This window comes from Lachnoclostridium sp. Marseille-P6806 (assembly GCF_964238185.1).
GTDB lineage: Bacteria > Bacillota > Clostridia > Lachnospirales > Lachnospiraceae > Brotaphodocola.
In genome coordinates, this window is sequence record NZ_CAXSLG010000001.1 from 356,948 (window position 1) to 383,793 (window position 26,846).

Genomic DNA, 26,846 nt, shown 5'->3' on the forward strand with positions numbered 1-26,846 from the left:
CCGGAAGCACTGCTGTGCAGTGTCTCCACGCTCTCTTCCAACAAAAGTCTCGCTGCTTCGTTACGAACCGGAGCTTCCTTTGAATTCTCAGGAATAACTCGTACTGACGGCTTCGCAAACACCTGAAACCAGGTGCCAACTACTCCCTTTTCTATGTTCAACACTATATCAGAATTTTCCTTTTCTGGCTACACCCGCCCCTGCATTTTAACACTTTCTTAACGCGTTTTTACAATCCTTCTACCTCAACCAGATTGGTATGCTGAGGATTTCCCTTTGCATACGGCGTCGGATGCAGAGAAGTCAGCACATTGATGGAGCCGCCCAGATCCGTTCCTGTTTTATCGGGACGATACCAGGCCCCCTGGGACAGGGCTGTTACTCCACGCATAATCCGATCTGTAATTTTTACTGGAATCCTTATCTGCCCCCTGTCATTTCGCACCAGAACCATCTGACCGTCTCTCAGTCCCCGGGCCGCAGCGTCCTCTGCATGCATCCAGAGCTGCTGGGGATCCAGACTGTGCATCGCCTTGTTATTATCATGAATACTGTGACAGCGGCGCTTTGTATGCCATCCAATCAGCTGAAGCGGATATTTTTCTGTCAGAGGATCCGAAGGCCCTTCCGGCGGCTCCACATATCTGGGAATTGCCGGAACAAACTCCCGGTATCTGGTTTCATAAATCTTTCTGGAAAAAATCTCAATCCGGCCGCTCTCTGTCGGGAAGGGATAATGCTCCGGATCCTGACGTTCTTTTTCAAAGGCAATCACAGGAGCCGTTTTTTTGTAGCGGTAAATTCCCTCTCGCTTCAGAACCTCATACTCCGGAAGCTCAGTTTCCTTTTCCCTGAGCTGGTTATAGCAATATTCCAGCCACTGCCCAACCGTCCGCCCCTGGGTAAACGCTTCCCAAAGCCCCAGCCGCTCTGCTACCTCAGACAGCCATTCGTACTCCTCTTTCCCCTCATACAGCGGTTCTATGACTTTATTATTAAAGCCGACAAAATTTCCTGTCTGCCATGGAAGGGTAATATTTTCACATTCAAACATGGAAACTCCCGGAAGCAGAATATCTGCAAATTTTGCGCTGGCAGTCATAAACAGGTCACTGCAAACAATAAACTCACATTTCCTGGTATCCTTCAGGATTTCTGCTGTTCTGTTAATATCACTGTGCTGGTTGATCAGCGTATTTCCCGCCAGATTCAGGATCATTTTAATATCGCTGGAAAGATGCAGGTTTTCCGGTTCATCAGCTTTCTGGGAAGCCTTCTCCCCATCCATCTCCATCCCCGGTTCTCTGCCTGCCATATTTCCGCAGGAAACACCGTCCAGTCCATTCATCTCATGTCCCCGCTCAACTGCCTCTGTCCACAGAAATACAGGAATTTTCATTGGATACGGATTTTCCGGCATGGGAAATACCGGCTCTGCATGACGGGTACAGTCTGCCACACCGCTGGCCCAGCCGCCGCTGATTCCTACATTTCCTGTCATACAGGCCAGAAGAATTGCCCCCCGGGCGCTCTGCTCTCCGCAGGCATGACGCTGGGCTCCATAGCCCTGTATCAGTGCCCCCGGCCTTGCTGTGGCATACCGGACTGCCAGACTGCGAATGGTTTCAGCCGGAACCCCGGTGATTGGCTCAGCCCACTCCGGCGTTTTTTCAATTCCGTCCTGCTCTCCTGTCAGCCAGGACAAATAACACTCTGACGGCTCCACACCATCCGGCATATGTTCTTTATCAAAGCCCAGACAACACCGATCCAGAAAATCCTGATCCTGCAGCCCTTCCTTTACAATCACATAGGCCATGGCATCCATCAGCGCGCTGTCTGTAGCAGGACGAAGAGGAATCCACTCTGCATCCAGCTGAAGCACCGTATCATTTTTCCGCGGATCTATGACAATAATCGGAATCCCCTTTTCCTTTGCCTTCTTTAAATAAAACATGGAATCACTGTCAAATTTTGTTTCTGCTGGATTATGTCCCCACAGAAGAATCAGGTTGGAATTCAGCCAGTCCTCTCTGCTGTTTCCTGTTTCACAGGTACCATACATCAGCGGCGTGGCCTGACGGATACAGGCTGTACTGTAAGAATTGTAATAATCCAGAAATCCGCCGTCCAGGCTTAAAAGACGTTTGGCCAGCTGATTTCCTCGGACCAGGGCGCTGACTCCTGTAGCATAGTTGACATACCTGGAGCCAGGACCGTAAGTATCGCGGATGCGGATCCATTCCCCGGCAATGATGTCCACTGCTTCCTGCCAGGAAATCCTCTCAAATTTTCCTTCTCCCCGTTCGCCAACCCGTTTCATAGGATATTTCAGCCGATCCTCACCTAAAAACGTTTTATGGTAGTTCATTCCCCGCACACAGGCCGCCATGGGAAATTCACAGCCGGCAGCTCTGGCCTCTTCCAGGCTTTCTGTTGTCAGCCGCTTAATCTGTCCGTCCTCCACATGGGCGTGGATCAGACAGCGTCCTCCACAGTTATTGCGTCCTGTTGTATGTATAATCATTCTGTTTTTCCTTTCTTTTTCTCTAGGGTCTCTTCCTTCATCTTTAAAAATTCAGGAAAACAGGAAAATACAGCATTCTCCGGCAAATGGGAAAATGTCATGGTCTTCCCTGTTTCCGGATGGGTAAATGTCAGCTTCCACGCTGCCAGGGCAATCTGCTCCCTGCCCATCCGCCCGCTGTTTGTCTGTTCTCTGGACATCTGTCCGCTGCCGCTCTCCCCACAGTTCATTTTTTTATCCATACCCGCAGCCAAAGCCGTTCCTCCAAACTGCGGATGGTAACGGTTATCTCCCCATAAAGGCAGTCCATGACCAGCCATCTGCACCCGAATCTGATGATGGCGTCCTGTAAGCAGCTGTATTTCTGCCAGTGTCAACGTTCCATAAGGCTCAACCTCCCTTGTTTCCACTGACCGGAAGATTAGTTCCGCAAGTTTTCCACCTTTTATCCCCTTATCCACAATTTTTGATGTGTTAGATTTTTCATCTTTCAACAAGTAATCCACATATTTGTCCACAGTATCCACAGGTTTTCCACAGACCACAGTAAGATATGTTTTTGACATTTTTCCAGCTGAAACCTGCGCACTTAACGCAGCTGCAGCCTTTTTTGTCTTGGCATAAACCATAACTCCACTTACAGGCTTATCTAATCTGTGGATAACTCCCACATAAGGTTCTCCTGATTTTGGGGAAAACTTGTGTATATGACGCCGGATCTCACTAACCATATCCGCACCAAATCCACGGCTGGACTGAGACTCCAGTCCTACCGGCTTCCAAACCACAATCAAATCCCTGTCTTCATATAATACGTTCAGCATATTTTCTTCCTTTCCGCCAAGGCGGTATCATTTGCAATAAATTTTTTCTCCAGACTTGCATTTTTCCCCCGCAGGGTGTATAGTATATAAAATGATATGACATAGTTTTTAAAACTACATATAATAGTATTGATTATAACATAAAGGAGTGATTTCTATGACACTGAAAATCAAAGATCCTGGAAGCGCCCTGACTCATTTTATTGCCATGATACTGGCTCTCGGCGCATCCTCTCCCCTGATTATCAAGGCAGCTCGGACCCCTGGATATACCCATGTGCTTCCGCTGGCTATTTTTATTACCAGCATGATTCTGCTGTATGCAGCCAGCACCATTTATCATACTCTGGATATTTCGCCAACGGTAAACCAGATTCTCAGAAAAGTTGACCACATGATGATTTTCATTCTGATTGCCGGAACCTATACACCTGTGTGCGTTCTTGTTCTGGGTGACAAAACCGGCTGGTCTCTGCTGGCTCTTGTATGGGGAATCGCCATTGCCGGAATGATCATCAATGCGCTCTGGATCACCTGTCCGAAATGGGTCTCTTCTCTTATTTATATCGCCATGGGATGGGTCTGTGTCCTGGCCTTTGGGAAAATCACTGCTGCGCTTCCAAAAAGCGCCTTTATCTGGCTTCTGACCGGAGGCATCATCTACACTGTAGGAGGGATTATTTACGCCCTGAAGCTGCCAATTTTTAATGCCAGATTCAAATATTTTGGCTCCCATGAAATTTTTCATCTTTTCGTCATGGGAGGCAGCCTGTGTCATTATATTATGATGTACGCATTTGTTGCCTGACCGCCTTCTCGCCCCGGCAGTTCTTCTCAGAAAGACTGCCGGGATTCTATTAGTTTCAGCTTCTCTGCCCTGCTCAGCTGCTTCACCGCCCATTCCCGCTGCATGGCCTGCTGCTTTGTATCAAAGGTTTCCCAGTAAACCAGAGCCACCGGACGGCGGCTTTTTGTATATTTCGCTCCCTTTCCCGCATTGTGGGCCTCCACCCGCGCTTCCAGGTGATTCGTCCATCCGCAGTAAAATGTCCCATCTGCGCAGCGAAGCAAATACATATAATTCTTTTCTTCCTGATTCTCACTGACCATCTTTCTGGTTTCCTCCTCTCCAGACTCCTTCTGGCTTATCCTTCTGCCCGGACTTTCTTTCACGCTCAGCCAATCCTCATTCCTTCCAGCCTCTTCCTAAAATCGGAAATAAATAAAAGGATTGTAGCCGCTGGCCATCATCTCACAGACTGACAGGAAAAACAAAATAACCAGGACTCCGTCGGTCACAGCACCCAGTCCCTTCTTCTCCAACTTCTCACGGAGAACCCCAAAAAAGGGCGTACAGAACAACAGAGAAAGCACAAACTGAAGAATAAATTTCTTACCAGTAACCAGCTCTGCCAGTTCCCGATCCAGGCTTCCCATCAGACAGCCGGAAAACATATCCCGCAGATACCACAAAGCCTTTTCCATCGTATCTGCCCGAAAAAACACCCAGCCAATTTCTACTGTCAACAACGTATAGATATGTCGGAATATCGAAGGCAGGCGTTCCAGAACTCTCCGCAGCCAAAGCTTTTCCAGAATCAGAAAAAAGGCAAAGTACAGTCCCCAGAAGAGAAAGTTCCAGCTTGCCCCATGCCAGATACCAGTCAGCGCAAATACAATCAGAAAATTCCGGCAGTTTTTTGCCAGACTGCACCGGCTTCCTCCCAGAGGAATATACACATAATCGCGAAACCAGGTTGAAAGGGAGATGTGCCATCTCCTCCAGAATTCACTGATACTTTCAGAAAGATACGGGTGATTAAAATTTTCCAGAAAGCGAAAACCAAAAATCCGTCCCAGACCAATCGCCATATCCGAATATGCCCAAAAATCCAGATAAATCTGAAGTCCATAACAGATAATGCCAATCCATCCGTAGATCATTCCCATTCCCGGCTTCAGTCCAAAAGCCAGATCTGCCGCTTTTCCCACTGCATTAGACAGCAGAATTTTCTTTACAAACCCTGCCATAAACCGGAAGGTTCCCTCATATACATCCTCTGCCCGCACCTGTCTGCTGCCGATTTCCCGCGCCACATCAATATAACGCACAATCGGACCTGCAATCAGCTGGGGAAAGAGCATAATATACAGGGCCAAATCCAGAATATTTCTCTGGACCTCCACCTTATCCTGATAAACATCAATCAGGTATGACATAATCTGAAAGGTAAAAAAGGAAATTCCAATCGGAAGCACAATATTGGGAATCGGTGATTCCACACTGCTTCCAAGGAGGGTGCCTGCCAGCCATGCAGCCGTATCCCCCAGAAGATTCAGATATTTAAATACAATCAGAACTCCCAGATTCCAGACAATCCCCAGCCAAAATATCATCCGGCGTCTGGCACTGGCCTTTTTCCTGTTATCCCCTTCCTTTTCCCTCTCCATCAAAAGGCCTGCTCCCCAGTTTACTACAACAGAAACTGCCAGCAGTCCCAGATAATTCAGCCCGCCGTACCCGTAAAAGCATACAGAACAAAATAAAAGCACTGCATTTTTCACCCTGATACTGCGGGTCAGGGATGCCGCCCCATAAAGTGCCAGGGTACAGGGCAAAAATATAAATAAAAATACCGGTGATGAAAATACCATGTTATTTTCCTACTCTTCCCGTAAAATTTCCGGATGTTCCAGAACATAGTCAATAAAACCAAAGCTCATATCAGAAACTGCCGTTTCATTCACCTCCAGCACGACCAGATCAATATCCCGCAGACATTCTCTCATATCCGCCTCCTCGTAGCTGGAAAATTCCTTCACCTGTCCGAATTCTTCTGTAAAAATCTGCCTGTTTTCCATAGAAACATTTTTCCCGAAATAATGATTCTGAATCAGGCAGGAAAGGCTCTGTCCCATAAAGCTTCCTCCCCGGCAGAGAAAACCGGGCGCATCTGTCTCTTCATCAGTAATCTCAATCACAGGCTCATAATACTGATCATAAGGCTTCCCAATGGTATTAAACACTTCAAAAGAATCTGCATCCGGGTAAATCGGATTTTCACAGGGGTTTGCTGTAATGGTCATTTCCGGAAGATTATAACCGCTTTCCTGCTCCAAAAACTCCCCGAAGGCCGCTCCTGTCATGTTTCCCACATATACAGACCAGTGAAGTCCTGTTCTGTAGAACAGAGGAACCCGGCTGTCAAATTCTGACTTGTGCTCCTCTAAATACCGGATACTGTCAAAATACCGAATACGGCTTCCAGATAAAGCCTCTGTCAAAAGCTCATAATTTCCCTCTTTTCTCGGCGGCGCCATAGCCTTGTCCACCCAGGGAAGCTGATCCTCCGTGTAACGAATCTTACAGGGCGTAATAAACACATACATCTGCTTTCCTGCATCCTCCAGAAGCTTCTGGAGGCATTCCAGCTTTTCCACCAGCTCATATGCCCCCTCTTTTGAAACAGGCGCAAAGTACTGCAGGTAATAGCTGACATTTTCCCAGCTGAAGAGATTCTTATCCTTACTCATGCTGTAATTGATATTTGATACCGTATCCAGCAGAGAAAAGGTAATCTCGTTGCGAAGCCGGACCATAAAAGGCTTTCCTGGCAAATACTGCTGCACATAAGCCTCAAATTCCGTCTGCGCCTGACCGTCTAACAGCTTCTGATCCGTAATTTCCGGAAACTGGGCCTGATTTTCCACTCCGCTGAACCGAAATTTTTCATCTGTTCCTTTCAAAATCAGCGGAGACAGCATCACGGCAGCTGCAGCTGCCGGAAGCAAAAATAATCGAATTGGTTTCACGTTCTTTTCTTCTTTCTTCAAAATAAATGGGCGAAGACTGAGTCTCCGCCTGTACAGGCCGCTCCCTGCGGCAAAACTCTTCCAATACGAAATAATCCTACCACACCAGCCCAAAAAAGAAAAGAGCAATCCGCTCAGCCTCTATGTAGCAGCGCCGTGTCTGCGCACGATCACCTGCGCTGCTCAGGCATTGCCTGAATCTATAGAAAGCATCAGCTGAATGCGGATTGCTATACTTTATTATATTCTTATTTTTCTCTGTGGTTCCTCTTTCCAAACTCTACCGGACTATCTCCTTCACCAGAATCAGACTATCCCCAGGGTGAAGCTCCTCTGAGGTCAGTCCATTGGTTTCCATCACATGCTCTGCTGTTGTACGGAACCGCTTGGCAATATCCCACAGACTGTCCTTTTCCTGCACCACATACCCGACGATTCCTGGCGCCTCCTTCAGCTTCCTCCTGTCAAGTGGAGAGGTCTGTGCCTGAAGAATCACCGACTGACATACCGGCTGTAAAACCAGCACCTCCAGCAAAAGAACCGCCTTAATTTCCACGATGTCCCCTCCGGCCATTACAGCCGTCAGCTGCTCCACCCCCTGTTCCAGATACCAGACACTGTCCTTTGTAATTCCCGGGGCCTCTGCATCATAGTGAAACGGCAGCAGCTCTGTTACAGACTGAATGGGACAGCTGTCATCATCTGTAAGATACAGAAGCTTTACCTCCAGAACTCCATCTAAAGAAAGCATATCCTCCCCTGCTTCCGCCTGATCCAGCTTCACCAGGCCGCTGCTGTGACAGAACTGCAGCACCCGCTGCCCTCCCGACAGCTGTATCTTCTCAGAAATTTTACATTTTCCTGCATTCCGGGTCAAAATCTGATCAAAGCATGCTTCCCCAGTTTCCACAGTCAGCTCCCGGTTTACCCCGTACATATCACTGAGAATTTCCAACGGCTGCTCCTCATACAGGCGAATATCCAGCTCAATTACCGCATCCAGAGCCAGCTCTCTCATTTCGCCGTCATAATCCGGTTTCTCCTCAATACTTTTATGAACCAGACGCAGATCAATGGCCGGAATCATTTCCTCAACTGCGCCTGCCATTTCCACCTCGCCGGAAAAAGGAATGCTCTCCTCCAGCCACTGAACCGTCTCACTTTCCCCCTCACCTTCATAAATCAAAAATACCAGCAACGTTCCTTCCAACCGTATTTTCCCATCCAGCGGGCGGGCCAGAGCGCCGCTCAGCCGCATTTCCATCCATAAAATCCGTCCAATGGCAGGTTTGCTTCCAGAAAGAGTCATCTCCTCCTTTACCCGGTAAGTGTCCTTTCTTCGAAGAGCAATCGCTGCTGCATTCACAGCTCTCGTCTTTGTCGCAATCTGCGGAAACGTCAATTCACCAGAACCGTCATCCTCCTTCTGAAGGGCTCCAAGCGCCACTGCTGCCTCTGTATCAAACAGCGCCTCCACCCGCACCTCCAGCGTCACCACAGCCTGAATACTAAGCTTCCTGGAATTAATGATTCCTGCATTTAAATCCTCCATCTTCCAGGAAACACTGACATAATCCCGCTCCTCCAATCCCGGCACATTCACCATTTCCTCAAATGGAATCAACCCTCCCAGAGTCTGAAGACCGCCCTCCTCTTTCCGATACAGAACATGAAAGTCCAATTTTCCCCGAATCGTTACCTTCTCACTCTGAACTCTGGCCGGTTCCAGCTGTACCTCGCCCGAATCCAGAATTACCTGAGCAATGTCACTCATGGTATCCGGCACAATAAAATCATCATCCAGAGTTACCTGGGTATCCACCTGTGTTTTCCACCGATTCATATGTATGTTTTTTTTCACCAGCTCCAGCATAAAAAAAGCACCCACCTTACCTTCCAGATTTGATTCCGAGGCAATCCGCCGTCGAAATCATCTTCTACAGAAAGTTTATGTGAATGCTTTTCAAATTATGAACTACTGGTCATACTCTTCCAGAAAGTGATGACGTTTCCCGTCCTTCACATATCCAATGCAGGCATCCAGATTCACATTCTCCACACTCTTGAAAATATTCGTTTCAATGTGGGGATTTACCTGCCGGAAATGCTGAATCAGCTCCTTCATCTCCTGACGCTTGGAAGAATGAACCTCCTCCTCCAATGCTCTCTCCCGGGCAATCCGCTCTGTAAAGCGACAGGCGCACTGAAGAAATCTCAAATGGTTATATTCCTTCCAGGCAAGAATATCCTGCTCTTTCACCAGATACAGAGGACGAATCAGCTCCATACCTTCAAAATTCGTGCTGTGAAGCTTCGGCATCATCGTATTCACCTGCGCTCCATACAGCATACTCATCAATATCGTTTCAATCACATCGTCAAAATGATGGCCCAGAGCAATTTTATTGCAGCCCAGCTCCCGGGCATTGGCATAGAGATTGCCCCGGCGCATCCGCGCGCACAGATAACAGGGAGAACCGCCTGCATCCACTACTGTCTCAAAAATATCCGACTCAAAAATCGTAACCGGTATTCCCAGGAGCTTTGCATTCTCCTCAATCAGCTGACGGTTCGCCGGATGATATCCCGGATCCATCACAAGAAACTTCAGTCCGAACTCCATTTTCCCGTGGCGAAGAATCTCCTGCATACACTTTGCCAGAAGCATTGAATCCTTTCCGCCGGAAATGCAGACTGCAATATTGTCCCCTTCCTGAATCATATCATATTCATTAAGCGCTTTTACAAAGGGACGCCAGATTTCCTTACGGAAACGCTTGATAATGCTGCGCTCAATTTCCACTGTACGGGGATCAGACACCTTTCTTTTCCTCCAGTTCCGCGGTCAGCCGTCTGACCTCATTTTCCAGTTCCTTCACCCGCTCCTCCATTTTACAGAAATGCTCCAGAGTCATGGGCTTTTCCTTCGGCGCTACCGGAACCCCGGCTACCTTTACCGGCCGTGCCGGAACACCTACCGCTGTAGTATCATTCTCCAGAGGCTTCAAAAGCACTGCGTTTGCCGCGATCGTACAGTTGTCTCCCACCTCAAATGCACCCAGAATCTTAGCGCCGGAACCAACAGTTACATTCTTTCCCAGGGTAGGATGACGTTTGCCCTTGTTCAGACCTACGCCGCCCAGGGTAACTCCCTGATAAATCGTACAGTTATCTCCTACCACTGTAGTTTCTCCAATTACCACGCCGCAGCCATGGTCAATCAGAATTCCGTGTCCCATCTCCGCTCCCGGATGAATTTCAATCAACGTAAAAAAACGGGCAATCTGAGAAATCATACGGGCTATAAAAAACATTCTGTGCTTATAAAACCAGTGAGCAAACCGATGCCAAATCAGAGCATGAACCCCCTGGTACAGCAAAAGCACCTCCAACGCACTGCGTGCAGCCGGATCCCGCTCCTGAACAGCCTTAACATCCAGCCAAATATCCTTCAAAATCATAGTCAGCACCTTATCCTTCTTTTAGGCAGACCCGGCCGGCTTCCTTCCTCTCCCCAACAAAAAACCTTTTGAGAAATTCTCTGTCTGAATGGAGATGTACTGAAAGAAGCCGGCTTTTTGGTCATATCATCATTCTTTATGAACAGTTCTAATTTACCATATGTCCGCAAATCTGCCAAGTGAAATTTATCTCAGGAGCCAACAGATAAACATTGAAAATACAGTCTCCCTCAACCTGTCAAAAAGAAGGCCCTCTGCCATGATTTACTGAAAAATCACCGGATTTTCCAGATATTCTGTTTGAATCACCAGAAATGGATAGGATTTCTCAACGCCAACCTCTTCCCCCTTCTGAGGTCCCAGCAATTCCGTATCCACTACAATTGAATTTTCCGTCAGGTACAGTTCCCGCACAGCAATGCTATATCCCCCTGTAGCCTGTTCTCCGTATCCCACCACTATGTAAAGCCCCTGATCATTACTGTAGGTCAGTTTAAACGGCGCTGCCTTCTTCTCTGCCACCAGCTTCGCAAGCTCTTCCGGCAGTTCCGCTTCACTTACTACAGCAAACTCCAGATCCCTTACCTTATCCTGATCCTCCTTTTCCACACTGCAGCCCGTCAGAAATCTTGCCATAAATGCCCAAAGAAACAGAGCCGCAGTCAGAACAACCTTTCCCCTCCGCCTTTTGTCCATAAATCAGCCTCCCTATTGCTATGATTACTTATAATCTATTCAGGAGACAGACCTGTTTATGCATCTTTTTACAGAAATCGAATGACGGAAGGATTCTTTTATTTTATCGAATCATCATCTCGACTGCAGATAGCCAGCCGATGCTGATATTTTTCCTTTGTGGCCATACCGCCGCGAATATGGCGCTCCGACTTGTTAATATTTAAAATCACCCTGGCTCTGGCAGCCAGAGATGGATTGATGTGTTCCAGGCGTTCTGTTACGTCTTTATGAACCGTACTCTTACTAATCCCAAACTTCTTTGCTGTCTGCCGTACTGTTGCATGATGCTCAATAATATAGTTGGCAATGGCTGCCGCCCGCTCTTCAATGTAATCCTTCATGGGCTTTTCCCCTGAATACGTTTTTTACATTGTATGAGCCTGCGTCAGACATCTATGACAAAAACAGACGCCCTTACTTCATCGCCGTAAACCGCAGAGACAGGCAGCTCAGACCGCCGTCAATCTTCCGAAATTCCGAGGTGTCCACCAGAATCACCTCATATCCCATTTCCTTCACCAGCTTCTCCACCGTCGGATAACCGGCCGGGACGAGTACCTTATCATTCACCCAGATACAGTTAGCCGCATAAGCCTCATTTTCCGGAATCTCATAACGATTGTAAGCGGCAAACTCTGCTTTATCCTTAAACTCTCCGGAAACCAGCATATTGTTGTTCTCCAGATAATTGACCCCTGTCTTTAAATGAAGTACCTTTTCCAGCGGAACCTCTACAACCGTATAACCGTATTTTGCCAGAATTTCAGAAAACTGGCGGATTCCCTCCTCATTCGTTCTCGCAGAACGGCCAATATAAAAGGTATCTCCCACCATCATCACATCTCCGCCCTCCATCGTACCAGGAGACTGAATATACTCAATGCACTCCTCCGGATAAAACTGTTTAATCACCGGAATCATAGCTTCCGTCTCCTTTGTCCGGGTGGCAGCGCCAGGATTGGAAATCACCGCACACTTTTTCGTCAGGACTGCTGTATCCTCAACAAAACAGCTGTCCGGAAAATTTTCATCTGCCGGAAGCACAGTCACCTCCACGCCGCATTGCTTCAATGCTGCAATATAGCTTTCATGCTGCTTCAGCGCCTTCTCATAATCCGGCTTTCCCAGCTCCGGAGCAGAAGTAATTCCTTTTGTAACAGCCTTACACGGTGTTTTTACAATCACATTCTTAAACATATTCTTTCCCCTTTTCTCTTACACTCTTAATATTCACAGGTATGCTTCCTTATATCATAGCATCTTTGATAAAAATTCCTTCAGCCGTGGATTCTTCGGATTGGAAAATAACTCCTCGGGCGTATTCTGCTCCTTAATCTGTCCCTCGTCCACAAACATGACTCTTGTCGCCACCTCTCTGGCAAATCCCATTTCATGGGTCACAATTACCATCGTCATACCCTCGTCTGCCAGTTCTCGAATCAAATCCAGCACCTCTCCAACCATTTCCGGATCCAAAGCAGAGGTCGGCTCATCAAACAGCATAACCTCCGGATTCATAGCAAGCGCCCGGACAATGGCAATCCTCTGCTTCTGACCGCCTGACAGCATAGCCGGATAGGTATCTGCCTTGTCAAGAAGACCGATTCGCTCCAGAAGGCGTCTTGCATTCTTCTCCGCTTCTTTTCTGGTCTGCAGCTTCAAATGAACAGGCACCAGAATAATATTTTCCAAAACAGTCAAATGAGGAAACAGATTAAAATGCTGAAAAACCATTCCCATTTTCTGACGCATCCTATCAATATCCACATTCACATCCGTCATATTCACGCCGTCAAACCAGATTTCCCCCTCCGTCGGAATTTCCAGAAGATTCAGACAGCGGAGAAATGTGCTTTTTCCAGAGCCGGAAGGCCCAATTACCGCAATCTTTTCTCCCTGGGAAATATGCTCTGTAATGCCATTCAGCACTGACAGTTCCCCAAACTGCTTTTTCAGATTTTTAACCTCTATCACTTCTCGCCAACCTCTTTTCCAATTTTGAAACACCTGTCGAAAGCCCGTATACCAGCAGGAAATAAATCAGCGCTACTGCCAGCAGCGGAAAATAGGGCTGCATGGTACGGCTGCGCACCAGATCACTGGCCCGTGTCAAATCCACAACTGCAATCAATCCCACAATCGACGTTTCCTTTAAAACGGCAATAGCCTCATTGCACAGAGCCGGAAGGATATTCTTCAGAGCCTGAGGCAAAATAATCAGCCGCATCGCATCCACACGATTCAGACCTAAAGAGCGTCCCGCCTCCATCTGGCCGCCATCCACTGACTGGATACCTGCACGGATTACCTCTGACACATAAGCGCCGGAATTCAAACCAAAGGCAACAATAGCAACCACCATTCCATCCGATACGCCTCGAAGAACAATAAACGCCATAATCATCAGCTGAATTGCCAGAGGAGTGCCGCGAATCACAGCCACATAAGCTGCCATCAGCCGGTCTATAACTCCAATCACTGCGCTTCCAAATGTCCGTTTCTTTCTCGGATCCTTCTGAGAGGCCATATAACGAAATACTGCAATCACAACACCTATCAGAATACCAATAGCTGCTGCTGCCAGTGTAATGATCATGGTATTCACAAAGCCCTTCAGAAAAATCTTCCAGCGGCTATCTACAATAAATGCCTTTTGAAACTGAGATAAAAAGCTCTCAAACAAACTCATATCCTGCCTCCTGAAATCCCCGGCTACTGCTCAAGCAGCGATGCCAGTTCTTTGTGCTTCTCAATACTTGCGTCAATGCTTCCGTTTTCTACCATCGGCTTAATCGCCTCATTGATCGCCTTTACCAGCTCTGTATTAGACTTCTTCACACCGATGCCATATTCCTCCTTTGTGGAAGAGCCATCTGCGTATTTCGCTTCAAAACATGTTAAACCGTCATTCACCGCACAGAAATTCTGGGCTGCAAGGAGATCCAGCATCACTGCATCTACATCTCCCTTCTGAAGAGCAAGACATCCCTCTGTCAGGTTTTTATACTGAACCACTTCCGCTCCCGTATCCTTCAGGCATCCATCTGCAATTTCATCAGAAACAAGAAAATCACCTGTAGTTCCCAGATGAACAGCCACCTTCTTTCCCGCCAGATCCTCAATAGTCTTTACCGAAGTATCCGCCTCATTCACAATAATGTACTGGGTCGATACTGTATACGGATCTGAAAATGCCATCTGTTCCTTTCTCTCATCTGTAATCGTCATAGCCGCAATCACAATATCTGCCTTGCCATTATCAAGATACTGAGGAAGGGTATCAAAGGCTGTATTGATAATCTCCAGTTCCACTCCCCATTGATCCGCAATCGCCTGAGCCAAATCAATATCTGAGCCAACCGGCGTGTCCGTATCAGCAATATACTCAAACGGAGCCCACGCAGCATCTGTAGCCATCACAAGCTTTCCCGCCTTTTTAATATCATCCACAGTTTTACTTTCATTTTTTGCTCCGCAGCCTGCCAGAGAAGCCGCCATCATCATCCCAACTACCAAAGCCATCGTTTTTTTCATAATATTCTCTCCCTCGTTCTCTTTGTCGTATATTCTTACACTTTTCTGTGTGTTTACGCCAGATTATACATTAATTATACATATATGTCAAGTATTTTTCATTTAATATTCACTTTATTTAATTATATAGAATATTTATACATTTGTTCTCTTCTGAAATTTATACCAGACAGGACAGATTTTCCTGTCCCCCTTTCTGCCTTTTATGCTATACTGTTCATAAGATACAACAGCAAACGATTCCAAAAAACAAAGCACAAGAAAAGGATTGAAAATACATATGCCGTCAAAAAAGAAAGCCCTTTTAGTTACCACAGTCAGCGGCTTTGTTCCCCAATTTGAAATGAACAATGTCCGCCTCCTTCAAAATATGGGATTTGAAGTTCACTATGCCTCCAATTACAATACACCTTCTTACGGAACAGACAATCATCGTCTGGACGGAACTGGAATCATCCGCCATCAGATTGATTTCGTCCGCAGCCCTTTTAAACCAGAAAATATCACAGTTTTCCGGCAGCTAAAGGCCGTTATGGAACGGGAACAGTTTCAGCTGGTTCACTGTCACACTCCCATGGGAGGCGTCATGGCACGGCTGGCCGCCCACACCACTCACACCGGGCCTGTAATATACACAGCTCACGGATTCCATTTTTTCAAAGGCGCAAAACCAGTAAACTGGCTCTGTTATTACCCGATGGAGCAATTTCTTTCCCGCTTCACAGATCAGCAAATCTGCATTAACCATGAGGATTACCAACGGGCAAAGAAACACTTTCATGCAAAATATGTAGACTATCTGCCCGGAGTAGGAATGGATTTTTCCAGGATTCCCCACTTATCAGAAGAGGAAATCTGTCAGAAAAAAGAAGAGCTGGGAATCCCATCAGAAAAACTTCTTCTTCTGTCCTCCGGAGAACTGATTCCCCGTAAAAATCACGAAACCATTCTCCGGGCGCTGGCTCAGCTAAAAGACATGACGCAAATTCATTACCTGCTCTGCGGCCACGGAAAACTGGAAAAAGAGCTTCACCAACTGGCCAAAGAGCTGGGAATCTCCCATATGGTCACCTTCGCCGGATACCGGGAGGATATGCTGGAAATCCTGCAGACAGCAGATATCTTCCTCTTCCCCTCCTATCAGGAAGGCCTTCCTATGGCACTTTTGGAAGCTATGGCCAGCGGACTCCCCGTTATCTGCTCTGATATTCGAGGCAGCCAGGATCTGATGGGAGAAGTTCTCTCCCAGACCGACACCGCCAAAGTCTGCTCCGGCGGAATCATGATCAAAAAAGCAGATGACGTCTCTGCCTACAGTCAGGCCATCCGTCATCTGCTGGATACGCCGAATCATCTGCCCGCCCGTCTCCGAGAGCTGGGCCAGAACAACCGGCGTCTCAGCGAAGCATTCAGCTCCGATTCCGTTGTAAAAAAAATGAAAGCCATTTACGAAAGGCTGTGCAGGGGATAATACGATTCCCCTGTACAGCCTTTTCCTTCATCTATCTGGCACATGTGTGCACGTTCCGTCCCCTGTCTATACATCCTTCTGCGCAAGCCACTCTTTCACAGCTTCCACACTAAAACCAACCGCCTGGGCAATCTGTTCCACGGACAAGCCCTGAACTGAAAGATTCCTGGCAGTCATCTGGGCCTGTTTTTCCCGGCCCTCTGCAAAGCTCTCTTCCCGCAAGTCCTCCATCACCTTACACATCTCTTTCACTCCCTTCGGGTTCTCCTTCAAATAACGCGTCTTCTCCGCAAGAATCTCGAAATTCATATCATCTGCATCAGTACAATTAAAATCATGCATCAGCTTGCCAAGATCTGAATCATCCCGGTACTCTCCATTTACATACAGAATGTGCGCTCCATCATCAAAAGGCTGATTCAGCGTAAGATTCCTGTTTTCAATCACATAGAGCGGCTCTCCTGCCTTATAGTAGTCATTTTCCGTAATAAATATAACATATGTGTCCGGAAGCTCTCTGTAATCCTGTTTCTCATCCAGATTCTCCACATCCATCATACTGGAATGATATCTCGCTCGATGTGGATCTACTCCATTATCTGAGCACTGCACCTCAATGTCATATTTCTTTCCGGTACTGTCTGTTGCATAAGCATCCAGACAAATCGACCGCGCCCCGGTAACACGCTTGAAATCCGCCTGTGTTTCGCACTTTATCAGAATCAGATCCTGTTTTCCTGTAATAATGCGAAGCACAAACTCTGCCAGCGGAATATTTTCCTTAAACAAACCGCGCATAAATGTGTCATCAATCGGACGGAAGCCCTGCAGCCGCTGAAGATCCTCCTGATGTCGCTGTTCCTGTCTCTGCCAACCAGTTACACCCATGTGCCACCATCTCCTGTTCTATGAATCATTTCTATTGCTCTCTGTTTTTTCATCCTATCATAGAACAAATGGCTCCGCAATCTACTGCTGCTATAATCTCTGGAAGCGGCTTATTGGATATACTCTCCGCTCTCTCTTTTATTGTACTATAAATCTGACCATCAGAAAATAGAAAGCCTTTCCTGGTTCCTAGTAACACCTGTCATCTTCCTAAACTGCCTTCTGTGCAAGCCATTCCTTCACAGCTTCCACACGAAAACCAACCGCCTGGGCAATCTGTTCCACGGACAAGCCCTGAACTGAAAGATTCTTGGCAGTCATCTGCGCCTGTTCCCTGCGGCCTTCTTCCTGGCCTTCTGCAAAGCTTTCTTCCCGCAAGTCTTCCATCACCTTACTCATCTCCCTCACTCCCTTCGGATTTTCCTTCAAATAACGCGTCTTCTCCTCCAATTTACCTCTGTCAATCCTGCTGCCCAAGGATTTCCCAGACAGAGGGAAATTCCTTCTGATAATATTGCAGCTATAACAGAGAAAACAGCTACTCTTTTCTGGATTTATGTCACTACTTTATCTCTCCAGCTCTTCCTTCGCCATCACAAGTGCAGACTCAATCACCTTATCCATATCATAATACTTATACTCACCCAAACGACCGCCAAAAATCACATTCTCCTCCTGAGCCGCCAACTCACGATATGCCTGATATACAGCTCCGTTCTTCTCGTCATTCACCGGATAATAAGGCTCATCTCCCGGCTTCCATTCTGAACTGTACTCCCGGCTGATAACCGTTTTTGGCTGTGTTCCAAACTCAAACCACTTATGCTCAATGATTCTGGTCCACGGTGTCTCCGCATCTGTATAATTCACCGCCGCATTTCCCTGGAAATTCGGCTTGTCCAGCACCTCTGTCTCAAAACGAACAGAACGGTACTCCAGAGCACCCAACCGGAAATCAAAATATGCATCAATAGCACCTGTGTAAATCACCTTTTCCGCCAGACTGTCGTACTCCTCCTTATGCTCCAGATAATCCACACCAAGGCGAACCTCAATTCCCTCCAGCATATTAGCAACCATTTTTGTATAACCGCCTACCGGGATTCCCTGATACAGAGCATTAAAATAATTATTATCAAAGGTAAATCGAACCGGAAGCCGCTTGATAATAAAAGATGGAAGCTGATCGCAGGGCCGTCCCCACTGCTTCTCCGTATATCCCTTAATCAGCTTTTCATAAATATCCGTTCCCACCAGGCTGATAGCCTGTTCCTCCAGATTCTTCGGCTCTGTAATTCCTGCTGCCTTCTTCTGCTCCTCAATCTTGGCTTCCGCCTCTTCCGGAGTCACTACGCCCCACATCTTGTTAAAGGTATACATATTAAAGGGCAAAGAATACAGTTCTCCATGATAATTCGCTACCGGGGAATTGGTAAACCGGTTAAACTCTGCAAACTGATTTACATACTCCCAGACCTCTTTATTGTTCGTATGAAAAATGTGGGCACCGTACTTGTGCACATTGATGCCCTCAATCTCTTCTGTATACACATTTCCCGCAATGTTCGGTCTGCGATCAATCACTAAAACACTCTTTCCTTGCTTCTTTGCCTCGTGAGCAAATACTGCGCCGTAAAGGCCAGCTCCTACAATAAGATAGTCGTACATAATAGTTTTCTCCTTCTCCTTAAAATCACCTAGAATAGGTAGAGATTTGCATCTCTGGTTATGTCTTCTTTCTGAATCCCAAATAAATTATCACCCTCAAAATATCCATTTGCTATTTTACCAGATATTAACTCAATCCAAAATCATTATTTTTAACCACTCTCACAGTCCACAATTATGACTCTCAAAATCTGGATAAATGACCAGCAAGTCTCCGAATAATCATACAATTCTTTATATTCTCACAACACCTTTTTAAAATTTGTTAATATCATAGAATGCATAATTTTATAATTAGACTTTTTTTAAGCAGTTAATATATCTTCCAAACCGTTCTAGTATTTTCTCAATTTCCAATAATAAATATGAAATCAGAAAAGAACCTATGAAAACTATTAAAATCACAATTGGTGCATAATTCAATCGAAGAACTACTGGTGATACAGTATTTTTCAACATCTCATATACCACCGCATCTAATATCCATGAACTCAAATACATTCCAAATGCACATTTTGAAATAACACCAAGCACAGTACGAATTCTACATGGTATATCATCTGTTTTAACCGACAGGCATAGCATAAAAATAACCGGTGCAAGTACTGCACATTCAAAACCATTATATGAAGAAAAAGCTCTTTCTGTAAAAACAGCACCATAATCGTAATAAAAATTAAATGCAGTAAATATAAACAAAGCTCCCAACAAACAAATCATAAGATTTCGTTTTTTTATATCACATCCATATTCCCGCAAATATGTTCCCAGATAGTAATAGGTAATTGGATATATTCTCACCCACCAATCAGGTAATATATTATATTTTATATTAATACTTGGCAGTACTGTCACTACAAGAAATGTACCTATTAATATCTTTTTCATGTACCTTGTTTCTAATCCGTTATATAAAACATTTAAAAAAGGAATTAATAAAAACAAACTAATATACATATTTACATACCATGCGTAAGGTGCTGCTGAAAAATTAAAAATGGAAGTCACTATCCCTAAAAACGTCAGTTTCTCGTTTAAATAAAATATTTTGAATAATATACAACATCCGCAAACAAGCAAGTATGTTCGTAATATTTTTAAGCCACCATAATAATAACTCCGTGTCAATTCCTTTTTGGAATTTAAATATCCTGTCAACATAATAAATAACGGAACACAGTTAAGAAAGATTGTTCTCATAAATGTCATAACAAACATTCGTTTTCCAGATAATATTGTTTCATAATACCCGCAGTAAAATAAAAAATGAACACTTATAACGCTTATAATAGCGACTGTTCGAATTAAATCCAGCCTACTATCTCGATTCTTATTCATAACTTTATTTTCCCTCCATTGATTGTTATAAAGTTATTAAAACCTTCTTGCCATAGAGCAATCCATCTATCTTGCTAACTTCGGCAGAACTACAGACAAGATATTTCCAGCACAGATATACTTATTACAAACCATTATCCATTCTACTATTTCCGTAAGAATTTCATTTAATAGTTTTTAAAGCAAACAATACTTTACACCATCATTAAATTCTATAGATAAATCACTTCTTTTGAATCACTTGATAATACTGTAAAATTCTATAATCGTGTATCCATTTTGTATAACTATTTTGCTCATCCATATCATGCCAGATTTCATCATCTCCCATATAACCAAAACTGTTAATTACCGGCACATGCTGTTGCATTTCATATAAAAAGTCAAACCAGTTCGTTGTTTTAAGCCCTGCATACTTTAATAACTTCGCCACCAAATAATTAGGACTGCTTACCTGCCCATCTTTACCAGTCACTGGTTCGTTTACTGAATAATTGGCCCATATAAAATAAGGTGTCATATAATACCGCTGCTGATTAGCTAACTCTGATTGGGTTTGATCCCATTCAAAAATCTGCTCTTCAAATTCTGTACTTAAACAACCGGGCTGATGATCTCCAAACACACACAAAATTATTGGTCTGTCTATCTTCCTGAGTTCATCAACTAAATACTTCAATGCATTATTAGACTCCTTTATTAACGATAAGTACATCCACGCACTATCATATTGCTCCAAATCTGAATCTATTTTAATGCGTTCATAGGAGGGATTAAACTGAGCCATATCATAATCTCCATGATTCTGAATTGTAACATTAAAAATAAATAATGGCTCATCTTTATTACTGTTTTCCAATCGTTTTATAATCTCTCTATAATTATCCTCATCCGATATTCTGTCTAAAAATACCTTTTCATACTTATCATCATAACTATCAATGCTATAAAATTCATCAAATCCCATTTCTTTATATACGCCCTGACGCCGATAGTTTGTTGCACTCGCAGGATGCATTGCCACTGTTTTATATCCCAAGTTCTTCAATTCATTAGTTAAAGATGGTATCTCGTTAAAACTATATTGTGTATAAGGATATAAATCCTTAAAAAATCCCATGGAATTCCCTGTCAGAAATTCAAATTCTGAATTACAGGTTCCACCGCCCCGAACAGACATAAAGGTTTTTCCCTTTTCTAAAAAATCATCCATAGAATTCAGATACCACATTACATCTTCTGTTTCTCCCAGACTCCCCAGATCATTTAAATCACTCAATGACTCATTCATAATTGCAATAATAACTGGTTTTTCTTCTTCACCTTCAATTATATCAGAAGTATACTTATTTAAAATGTTTTCTGCTTTTTCTTTTGAATATCCATCTGGCTCTTCTATGTTCATTCTTTGTACTGAAGTAATAAATGATACTAAAAAGCCATATTTACTATAAGTCTGAGTTGTATCCCAGTTATCCCATGCCACATGGAACGTCTGCTGAAAATCAATAAAGCGGACTACGCCCAATTGTAGAAACAGCATTATTATACCGGTAAACATGCGCTTTTTTACCTTTACAACAGTCAAAGGCTCTGCCGGAATATAAAAATGTACTAAACTAATTAATACAATCAAAATCAAAAATCCATATACAATCTCATTTGACAAATAATACTGATAATCACCAGCTACAGCCATGCCTGTTTTAAACTGCATCAGATCCCCAAAGGTCAATGCATATTTTTTAAATTGAATCACATAATAATTCCCTACAGATATAACAAATGCACTTAAAAAGCTCAAATACCATCCTAAATTTTTAAAACAAATTACATTTACTGTGATAAATAAAAAAATAGAGGTGATGACAATCCCTAAAACTATCATCGAACCCTTTAACTGTGATATATTTACATTGCTGATACACTCAATCATAAAAAAACATAATATAGGTGTAATTGCAATTACTATATATCGGCTCCAAACTTTTTCTATTCCAATTTCCAAGGAATAAAACACTAATAGTAAAAATAATATTCCCATCACGCTCTTGGAATCTGGTAAATACGGATTCGCAAATTGATATAATGAATAGACGAAACTCACAGCAAGTGTTATATAATAGAATCTGTGATTTTGAACTTTACTTTTGACAAACAGAAAATACATCATAAAAAGTGCAAAGAGCATATAACCAATCATGTTAAACGCATCAGCTATTCTGCAGAAAACAACTGTATTAATAACCACTAATCCCCAGTTATTCTGTTTTGACTCTCTATGCTTTTTATCTATGCAACGCAATAATATCAGAAGTATGCCTAAACTCAGTATACTGACAATCAGATTTTCTGATTCTAACATTACTGGTTTTATATTTTTCACATCGTATACAACGCTGCCGGTCTGATCACATAAATTTAATTCTGTATATTCATCTCCATCATAAATTCCAAGACCGCCACTCCAATCATGTTTCCAAAAAGTGATTCTTACAGATTTTGCGTTGTTAAAACAGAGTTCCAACATATCTTCGTCCTGTGAATCAGAAGGTACGTATACAATATTTTCATTTATATACTCCCATTTTCCAGATAAAGGATATGTTTTCAATGAATCTTTTTGTCCATTAATTTCTATATCTGCTATCCATACTTCTCCTACCGACTCAACTCCACCAGTTAAATAAATGGTAGTTTCTGTAGACCGGGGAAAAGCAATCAAAAACACAATTAATACAAATACACTAATTATTTCCAGAATATATTTTTTCACAAATTAAACCTTTCTCATCTTTAACTTTGTCAGACGCATCAAAAGACACTTCTGACAAAGTTAAGTACTTCTTATTATACTCCCATATAAGCTAATTATTCTGTCTCATATTTGTTCTTTTCCATTACACTATCTTTCATATTTCGTAATGGTTTCGTTAGTTTCCAGCTAGTTGAAGATATTGCCTGTTCATATAATTGCTTATAATCATAAATACCTTTAGGATCAATTTTTGTACTCTTTTTTCCCTTTAAGCAATCCAAAATTTTGCGTAAAGGCTTTGTCATTTTCCAACTAGTTGAAGATACTAGTTCATAATATAATTGTTTAAATCTTGCCTGTTCAAAACTATTTAGATCACTACACGCCTCATCAGATATACATGCATTTACTTTCCTCAGTCTTTCTAATAAATCCCATGTAAAATAATGTTTGAGTACTTCATATCTGTAATTATAAGACGACTTATCTTTATCCAACCAGTTTCCATCGTAGTGATGATTTGCGATACACATTCCATCAGAAAAATTCACTGTCATCATATTGGCACTGTATATTTTAATATTTCCATCCAAAATCTGCATTTTTCCATTTTTCACCAAATTTGTTTCTTTACTTAGTATTTCAGTAATTCTCATGGGTATGGTTTTGGGTATATTCTTTACTTCAACGCAAAACTCATCATTTTGGTAACTAGTCATTATTTTATATATAAGATTATGATGTGGTACAGCTCCAATAATTCCAGCATGAATGAAAATAGGCGTTTCAAATGCAAAAAAAGCATTTTGATATAAACATGGTTCCAGTGGTTTCATTAATTCCATGTCCGTATCTAAATAAACCCCTCCCATTTCATATAATACTTTTAAACGAAAATAATCAGATACAAATGCCCACTTTTTATCCTCATATGCTTTTTCTACATACTTATTTTCATTAATATCACAATTATCTTCATTCCATTCAATAATCTCGAAATCAGGCGCATACTTTTTCCACGATTCTATACACATTAAGATCAAGTCACTTTTAGGGCCTTTTCCAAACCAGCAATAGTGTATTATCTTAGGAATCTTATCCAGTTTTTCAAAATTTAATAAATCTCCATTCTCAATAGCTTCTTCTATATAATCATTGTTTTCAAATTCACTTTTATGCAACAGATAATAGTCCTGGCTATATTTAGTAAATCCATCCAAAAAATTAGTACTGAAGAAATTAAGACTCCAATATACCGCATATTGAATTTCTTTTTTTAATAGAGGATTTGTTTCATTTAAAATTCTATTCCAGCAGTCATATACCCCCTTTAATCTCTCATCCCCTGACTTAATAGAAGTAATAGAACCGCTTCTTTGCCTGTAATAATATAATCCTTGATTTAAATATGCTATCTTATTTGCATTTGTTAACCAAATTGGAATTGTTGCCAAATCTTCGTAAAATCCCTCAGGAAACTGAATTTTTTTTATTAACTCTATATCAAAAAGTTTCGTGACCGCATTCACAACACCATATTTTGTTGACTGCTTAATAATTTCAAATCTATCACTCTTTTTAGGCAAACTGTGAACGTATTCTTTTCTTCCATCTTCCCAAAATGCAATATAGTCACAGATAACACAATCCGCTTTTTCTTTCGAAGCAAATTTATATAACTTTTCAAACATTTTCAAATCGACAAGATCATCAGAATCTACAAATCCTACATATCTTCCTCTCGCTTTCTGTATACCATAATTTCTAGCCATTCCAAGACCTGAATTCGGTATTGAAAATGCTCGAATCTTATCAGAAAACCTATATACATAATCATCAATAATCTCTTGGGAGCGATCTGTAGAACCATCATTAACAATAATAATTTCTATATCCTCTAATGATTGTTCAACCAATGTGTCAAGACATTCTGTCAAGTACTCTTCCATATTATATACTGGAACTACTATAGACACTTTAGGATTTTCTTCATAAATATTAGGCTGCATTTGTTTTTCGTCCATCTCCTCCGACTCATCAAACAACTCAATCAGCTGTTTCCTTACACTGTCGTTATCATATTTATAGTTTTTTAAATACTCTTTTTTCTGTTCATACTCAGATGAATTCTCTATAATTTCTTCCAGTTGATTTATAATAGCAAAAATATTATTATCAATTATCCAGCCACCCTGTGTATCAAAAATCTCATCTACCCCTGTAGATTTTGTTGCTAATACCGGAGTTCCTGATAACATTCCCTCAATTACCGTCAGACCAAATCCCTCATATTCTGACAAAAGCCCTACAATATCTGCATGTCTCATATATGCATATGGATTTTCTCTATAGCCTAAAAATTTCACATTATCAAGATGATACTTCTTACAACGCTCTTTTAATTCTTCATACTGATAGCCTTTTCCTAAAAAGAACCAATTTATTTTTTCTTTCTCTTTTAAAATCTTTGCTATATCAATTGCTCTATTGTATGCCTTTTGTGGTTCCAATCTCCCAACTAACAATACATTTAATTCATACGGGTTTTTATTAAATATTTCTTCGTCTATATTTTCTAATGATTTTTCTTTTATCTCTTTTTCTTCTACCAGATTATATACGGTTTTACATTTTTTTTCATACTCCGGAAATATGTCAACAAAACCATTTTTTGCCCCCTCAGAAACAAATACAAACCGGTCAAAATTTTTATATATTTCCCTTTCCTTTTCCAGATCAAGATCAACTTTCTCTGCCCAATATTTGTAATCAATATGAATCCATTGTATTTTTTTTATCTTTGTTAACTGGGATACCTTTTCTTTAAATTGAGAATTTTCAAATGGTACTATTACATAGTCAAATGCTTTATAATCTTCTTTTTCAAGAATTTCTACCCTTTTATTCAAATACCTTAATGTTTCTTTATTTACTTTTACAGGAGAAAAAATTGACACTTTTATATCATTTTCACACCAGGTATTTGCTATATTAAATGTAACAAAATGCGCACCACCCCTGTAATTAATATCATCCATTACAATCAGTACTTTTTTCATTTTCCCTCCTACCTTTCATTTTTTACCGGGAATTTTTCTTATTGTATAGTTTATCTATAATACTAATACCCATATACAATATACCGTATATAAGTAACCATGCTGCTCCAAATGATAGTATTTGCCAACCAATATTAGTAGTTCTAGGAACTTCTATAGAATACACTACGTTATCTCCATCTTTATCATACAAATCTATAGTCTCATTAACCCCATTAGTACTATCGACACCAACAATTCCAGACCACTCATGTTTAATAAATCCAATTTGTATAACTCTCGCTTTTCTAAAAGAAAACTCTAAAAAGGACTCTCTATCTTTTGGAACTGCATATAAATATTCCGTGTTCTTATCATAAGTCCACACATCATCATGCCAGACTGTACTTAAATCCACATTTTCATCATCTGCAGTTATTTCCGAAATCCAGATTTCTGTCCCTTGCGAATTTTCATTTTTCTCTCCTGTAGCAGTAATATGAATAGTAATTTCATCTTGCGGGAATGTTATTAACATATTGTCTTTACAAATCCAAGATATACAACCAGATGCAAAAATCAGCAATATTATCATACCAATACTATATGTTTTTTTCATTCTAAAAATCAAATGAATAATAACTGACAACATAAGGATAAAATATAAAAACACAAATAGAAATTGCCCTTTTCCCTCAATATAATTATTTGCCAAAAATATTTCTGCTCCATAAAAGGCAAGAAACATAACTATAAAAATATTCACTATAGATTTTAGTTGTCTCATT

23 protein-coding genes are annotated in these 26,846 nt (G+C 42.3%); 2 read left to right on the forward strand and 21 right to left on the reverse strand.

Translation table 11 applies throughout. The features are described from left to right. Positions 1-229: 229 nt before the first annotated feature. Positions 230-2,527 carry a DMSO/selenate family reductase complex A subunit gene (locus ACESON_RS01610; protein WP_373108192.1) on the reverse strand — a complete coding sequence of 766 codons (2,298 nt, stop codon included), beginning with the start codon at positions 2,525-2,527 and terminating at the stop codon, positions 230-232. After that, positions 2,524-3,351, reverse strand: a complete 828-nt coding sequence (locus tag ACESON_RS01615; protein WP_177959179.1) for a pseudouridine synthase — start codon at positions 3,349-3,351, stop codon at positions 2,524-2,526. Before ACESON_RS01615 ends, ACESON_RS01610 begins: the two co-directional genes overlap by 4 nt. 157 nt (positions 3,352-3,508) lie before the next feature. Between ACESON_RS01615 and ACESON_RS01620 the strand changes: the two genes are divergently transcribed. Then, positions 3,509-4,159: a hemolysin III family protein gene (locus tag ACESON_RS01620; protein ID WP_177959178.1), complete on the forward strand. Its 651-nt coding sequence runs from the start codon at positions 3,509-3,511 to the stop codon at positions 4,157-4,159. A gap of 26 nt (positions 4,160-4,185) precedes the next feature. On the opposite strand, the gene ACESON_RS01625 is transcribed toward ACESON_RS01620, so the two are convergent. The 12 genes from ACESON_RS01625 to ACESON_RS01680 form a co-directional block, all read right to left on the reverse strand. After that, positions 4,186-4,461, reverse strand: a complete 276-nt coding sequence (locus ACESON_RS01625; RefSeq protein WP_177276137.1) for a GIY-YIG nuclease family protein — start codon at positions 4,459-4,461, stop codon at positions 4,186-4,188. Positions 4,462-4,557: 96 nt separating this feature from the next. Next, complete coding sequence (locus tag ACESON_RS01630) at positions 4,558-6,006, reverse strand: MBOAT family protein (RefSeq protein ID WP_177959177.1); 1,449 nt, start codon at positions 6,004-6,006, stop codon at positions 4,558-4,560. A gap of 9 nt (positions 6,007-6,015) precedes the next feature. Further along, positions 6,016-7,164 carry a hypothetical protein gene (locus ACESON_RS01635; RefSeq protein ID WP_373108196.1) on the reverse strand — a complete coding sequence of 383 codons (1,149 nt, stop codon included), beginning with the start codon at positions 7,162-7,164 and terminating at the stop codon, positions 6,016-6,018. A gap of 280 nt (positions 7,165-7,444) precedes the next feature. After that, the gene (locus ACESON_RS01640) at positions 7,445-9,037 is read right to left on the reverse strand and encodes an SPOCS domain-containing protein (protein WP_373108297.1); all 1,593 of its coding nucleotides are present in this window, start codon (positions 9,035-9,037) and stop codon (positions 7,445-7,447) included. A gap of 102 nt (positions 9,038-9,139) precedes the next feature. Beyond that, entirely contained in the window at positions 9,140-9,985 is an 846-nt protein-coding gene (locus ACESON_RS01645; protein ID WP_177276139.1) for an ATP-binding protein, read from the reverse strand. Next, complete coding sequence (gene cysE / locus ACESON_RS01650) at positions 9,978-10,625, reverse strand: serine O-acetyltransferase (RefSeq protein ID WP_177276156.1); 648 nt, start codon at positions 10,623-10,625, stop codon at positions 9,978-9,980. The genes ACESON_RS01645 and cysE overlap by 8 nt, the downstream gene beginning before the upstream one ends. Positions 10,626-10,889: 264 nt before the next feature. After that, positions 10,890-11,261: a protease complex subunit PrcB family protein gene (locus tag ACESON_RS01655; protein ID WP_373108299.1), complete on the reverse strand. Its 372-nt coding sequence runs from the start codon at positions 11,259-11,261 to the stop codon at positions 10,890-10,892. Between the two features lie 158 nt (positions 11,262-11,419). Beyond that, positions 11,420-11,704: a sporulation transcriptional regulator SpoIIID gene (gene spoIIID, locus ACESON_RS01660; protein ID WP_177276141.1), complete on the reverse strand. Its 285-nt coding sequence runs from the start codon at positions 11,702-11,704 to the stop codon at positions 11,420-11,422. Between the two features lie 73 nt (positions 11,705-11,777). After that, positions 11,778-12,560 carry a dimethylarginine dimethylaminohydrolase family protein gene (locus ACESON_RS01665; protein ID WP_373108198.1) on the reverse strand — a complete coding sequence of 261 codons (783 nt, stop codon included), beginning with the start codon at positions 12,558-12,560 and terminating at the stop codon, positions 11,778-11,780. A 54-nt stretch (positions 12,561-12,614) separates the two neighbouring features. Continuing rightward, complete coding sequence (locus ACESON_RS01670; RefSeq protein WP_373108200.1) at positions 12,615-13,337, reverse strand: amino acid ABC transporter ATP-binding protein; 723 nt, start codon at positions 13,335-13,337, stop codon at positions 12,615-12,617. Next, positions 13,324-14,052 carry an ABC transporter permease subunit gene (locus ACESON_RS01675; RefSeq protein WP_177276144.1) on the reverse strand — a complete coding sequence of 243 codons (729 nt, stop codon included), beginning with the start codon at positions 14,050-14,052 and terminating at the stop codon, positions 13,324-13,326. The genes ACESON_RS01670 and ACESON_RS01675 overlap by 14 nt, the downstream gene beginning before the upstream one ends. A 23-nt stretch (positions 14,053-14,075) precedes the next feature. Then, on the reverse strand, positions 14,076-14,897 hold the full coding sequence (locus tag ACESON_RS01680; RefSeq protein ID WP_177276145.1) for a transporter substrate-binding domain-containing protein: 822 nt from the start codon (positions 14,895-14,897) through the stop codon (positions 14,076-14,078). 280 nt (positions 14,898-15,177) lie between these two features. Between ACESON_RS01680 and ACESON_RS01685 the strand changes: the two genes are divergently transcribed. Continuing rightward, positions 15,178-16,368, forward strand: a complete 1,191-nt coding sequence (locus ACESON_RS01685; protein WP_177959173.1) for a glycosyltransferase — start codon at positions 15,178-15,180, stop codon at positions 16,366-16,368. Positions 16,369-16,434: 66 nt separating this feature from the next. On the opposite strand, the gene ACESON_RS01690 is transcribed toward ACESON_RS01685, so the two are convergent. The 7 genes from ACESON_RS01690 to ACESON_RS01720 all read right to left on the reverse strand — a co-directional run bounded on the left by ACESON_RS01690 (position 16,435) and on the right by ACESON_RS01720 (position 26,845). After that, positions 16,435-17,256 carry a PD-(D/E)XK nuclease family transposase gene (locus ACESON_RS01690; protein ID WP_373108203.1) on the reverse strand — a complete coding sequence of 274 codons (822 nt, stop codon included), beginning with the start codon at positions 17,254-17,256 and terminating at the stop codon, positions 16,435-16,437. Positions 17,257-17,466: 210 nt separating this feature from the next. Then, complete coding sequence (locus ACESON_RS01695) at positions 17,467-17,685, reverse strand: hypothetical protein (RefSeq protein WP_373108205.1); 219 nt, start codon at positions 17,683-17,685, stop codon at positions 17,467-17,469. A 138-nt stretch (positions 17,686-17,823) separates the two neighbouring features. After that, on the reverse strand, positions 17,824-18,924 hold the full coding sequence (gene glf / locus ACESON_RS01700) for a UDP-galactopyranose mutase (RefSeq protein WP_373108207.1): 1,101 nt from the start codon (positions 18,922-18,924) through the stop codon (positions 17,824-17,826). 294 nt (positions 18,925-19,218) lie between these two features. After that, positions 19,219-20,262 carry an acyltransferase gene (locus ACESON_RS01705; RefSeq protein WP_373108208.1) on the reverse strand — a complete coding sequence of 348 codons (1,044 nt, stop codon included), beginning with the start codon at positions 20,260-20,262 and terminating at the stop codon, positions 19,219-19,221. A 223-nt stretch (positions 20,263-20,485) separates the two neighbouring features. Continuing rightward, entirely contained in the window at positions 20,486-23,038 is a 2,553-nt protein-coding gene (locus ACESON_RS01710; protein WP_373108210.1) for an LTA synthase family protein, read from the reverse strand. Between the two features lie 95 nt (positions 23,039-23,133). After that, complete coding sequence (locus tag ACESON_RS01715) at positions 23,134-26,079, reverse strand: glycosyltransferase (protein WP_373108212.1); 2,946 nt, start codon at positions 26,077-26,079, stop codon at positions 23,134-23,136. A gap of 22 nt (positions 26,080-26,101) precedes the next feature. Continuing rightward, on the reverse strand, positions 26,102-26,845 hold the full coding sequence (locus ACESON_RS01720; protein WP_373108215.1) for a hypothetical protein: 744 nt from the start codon (positions 26,843-26,845) through the stop codon (positions 26,102-26,104). Position 26,846 lies beyond the last annotated feature (1 nt).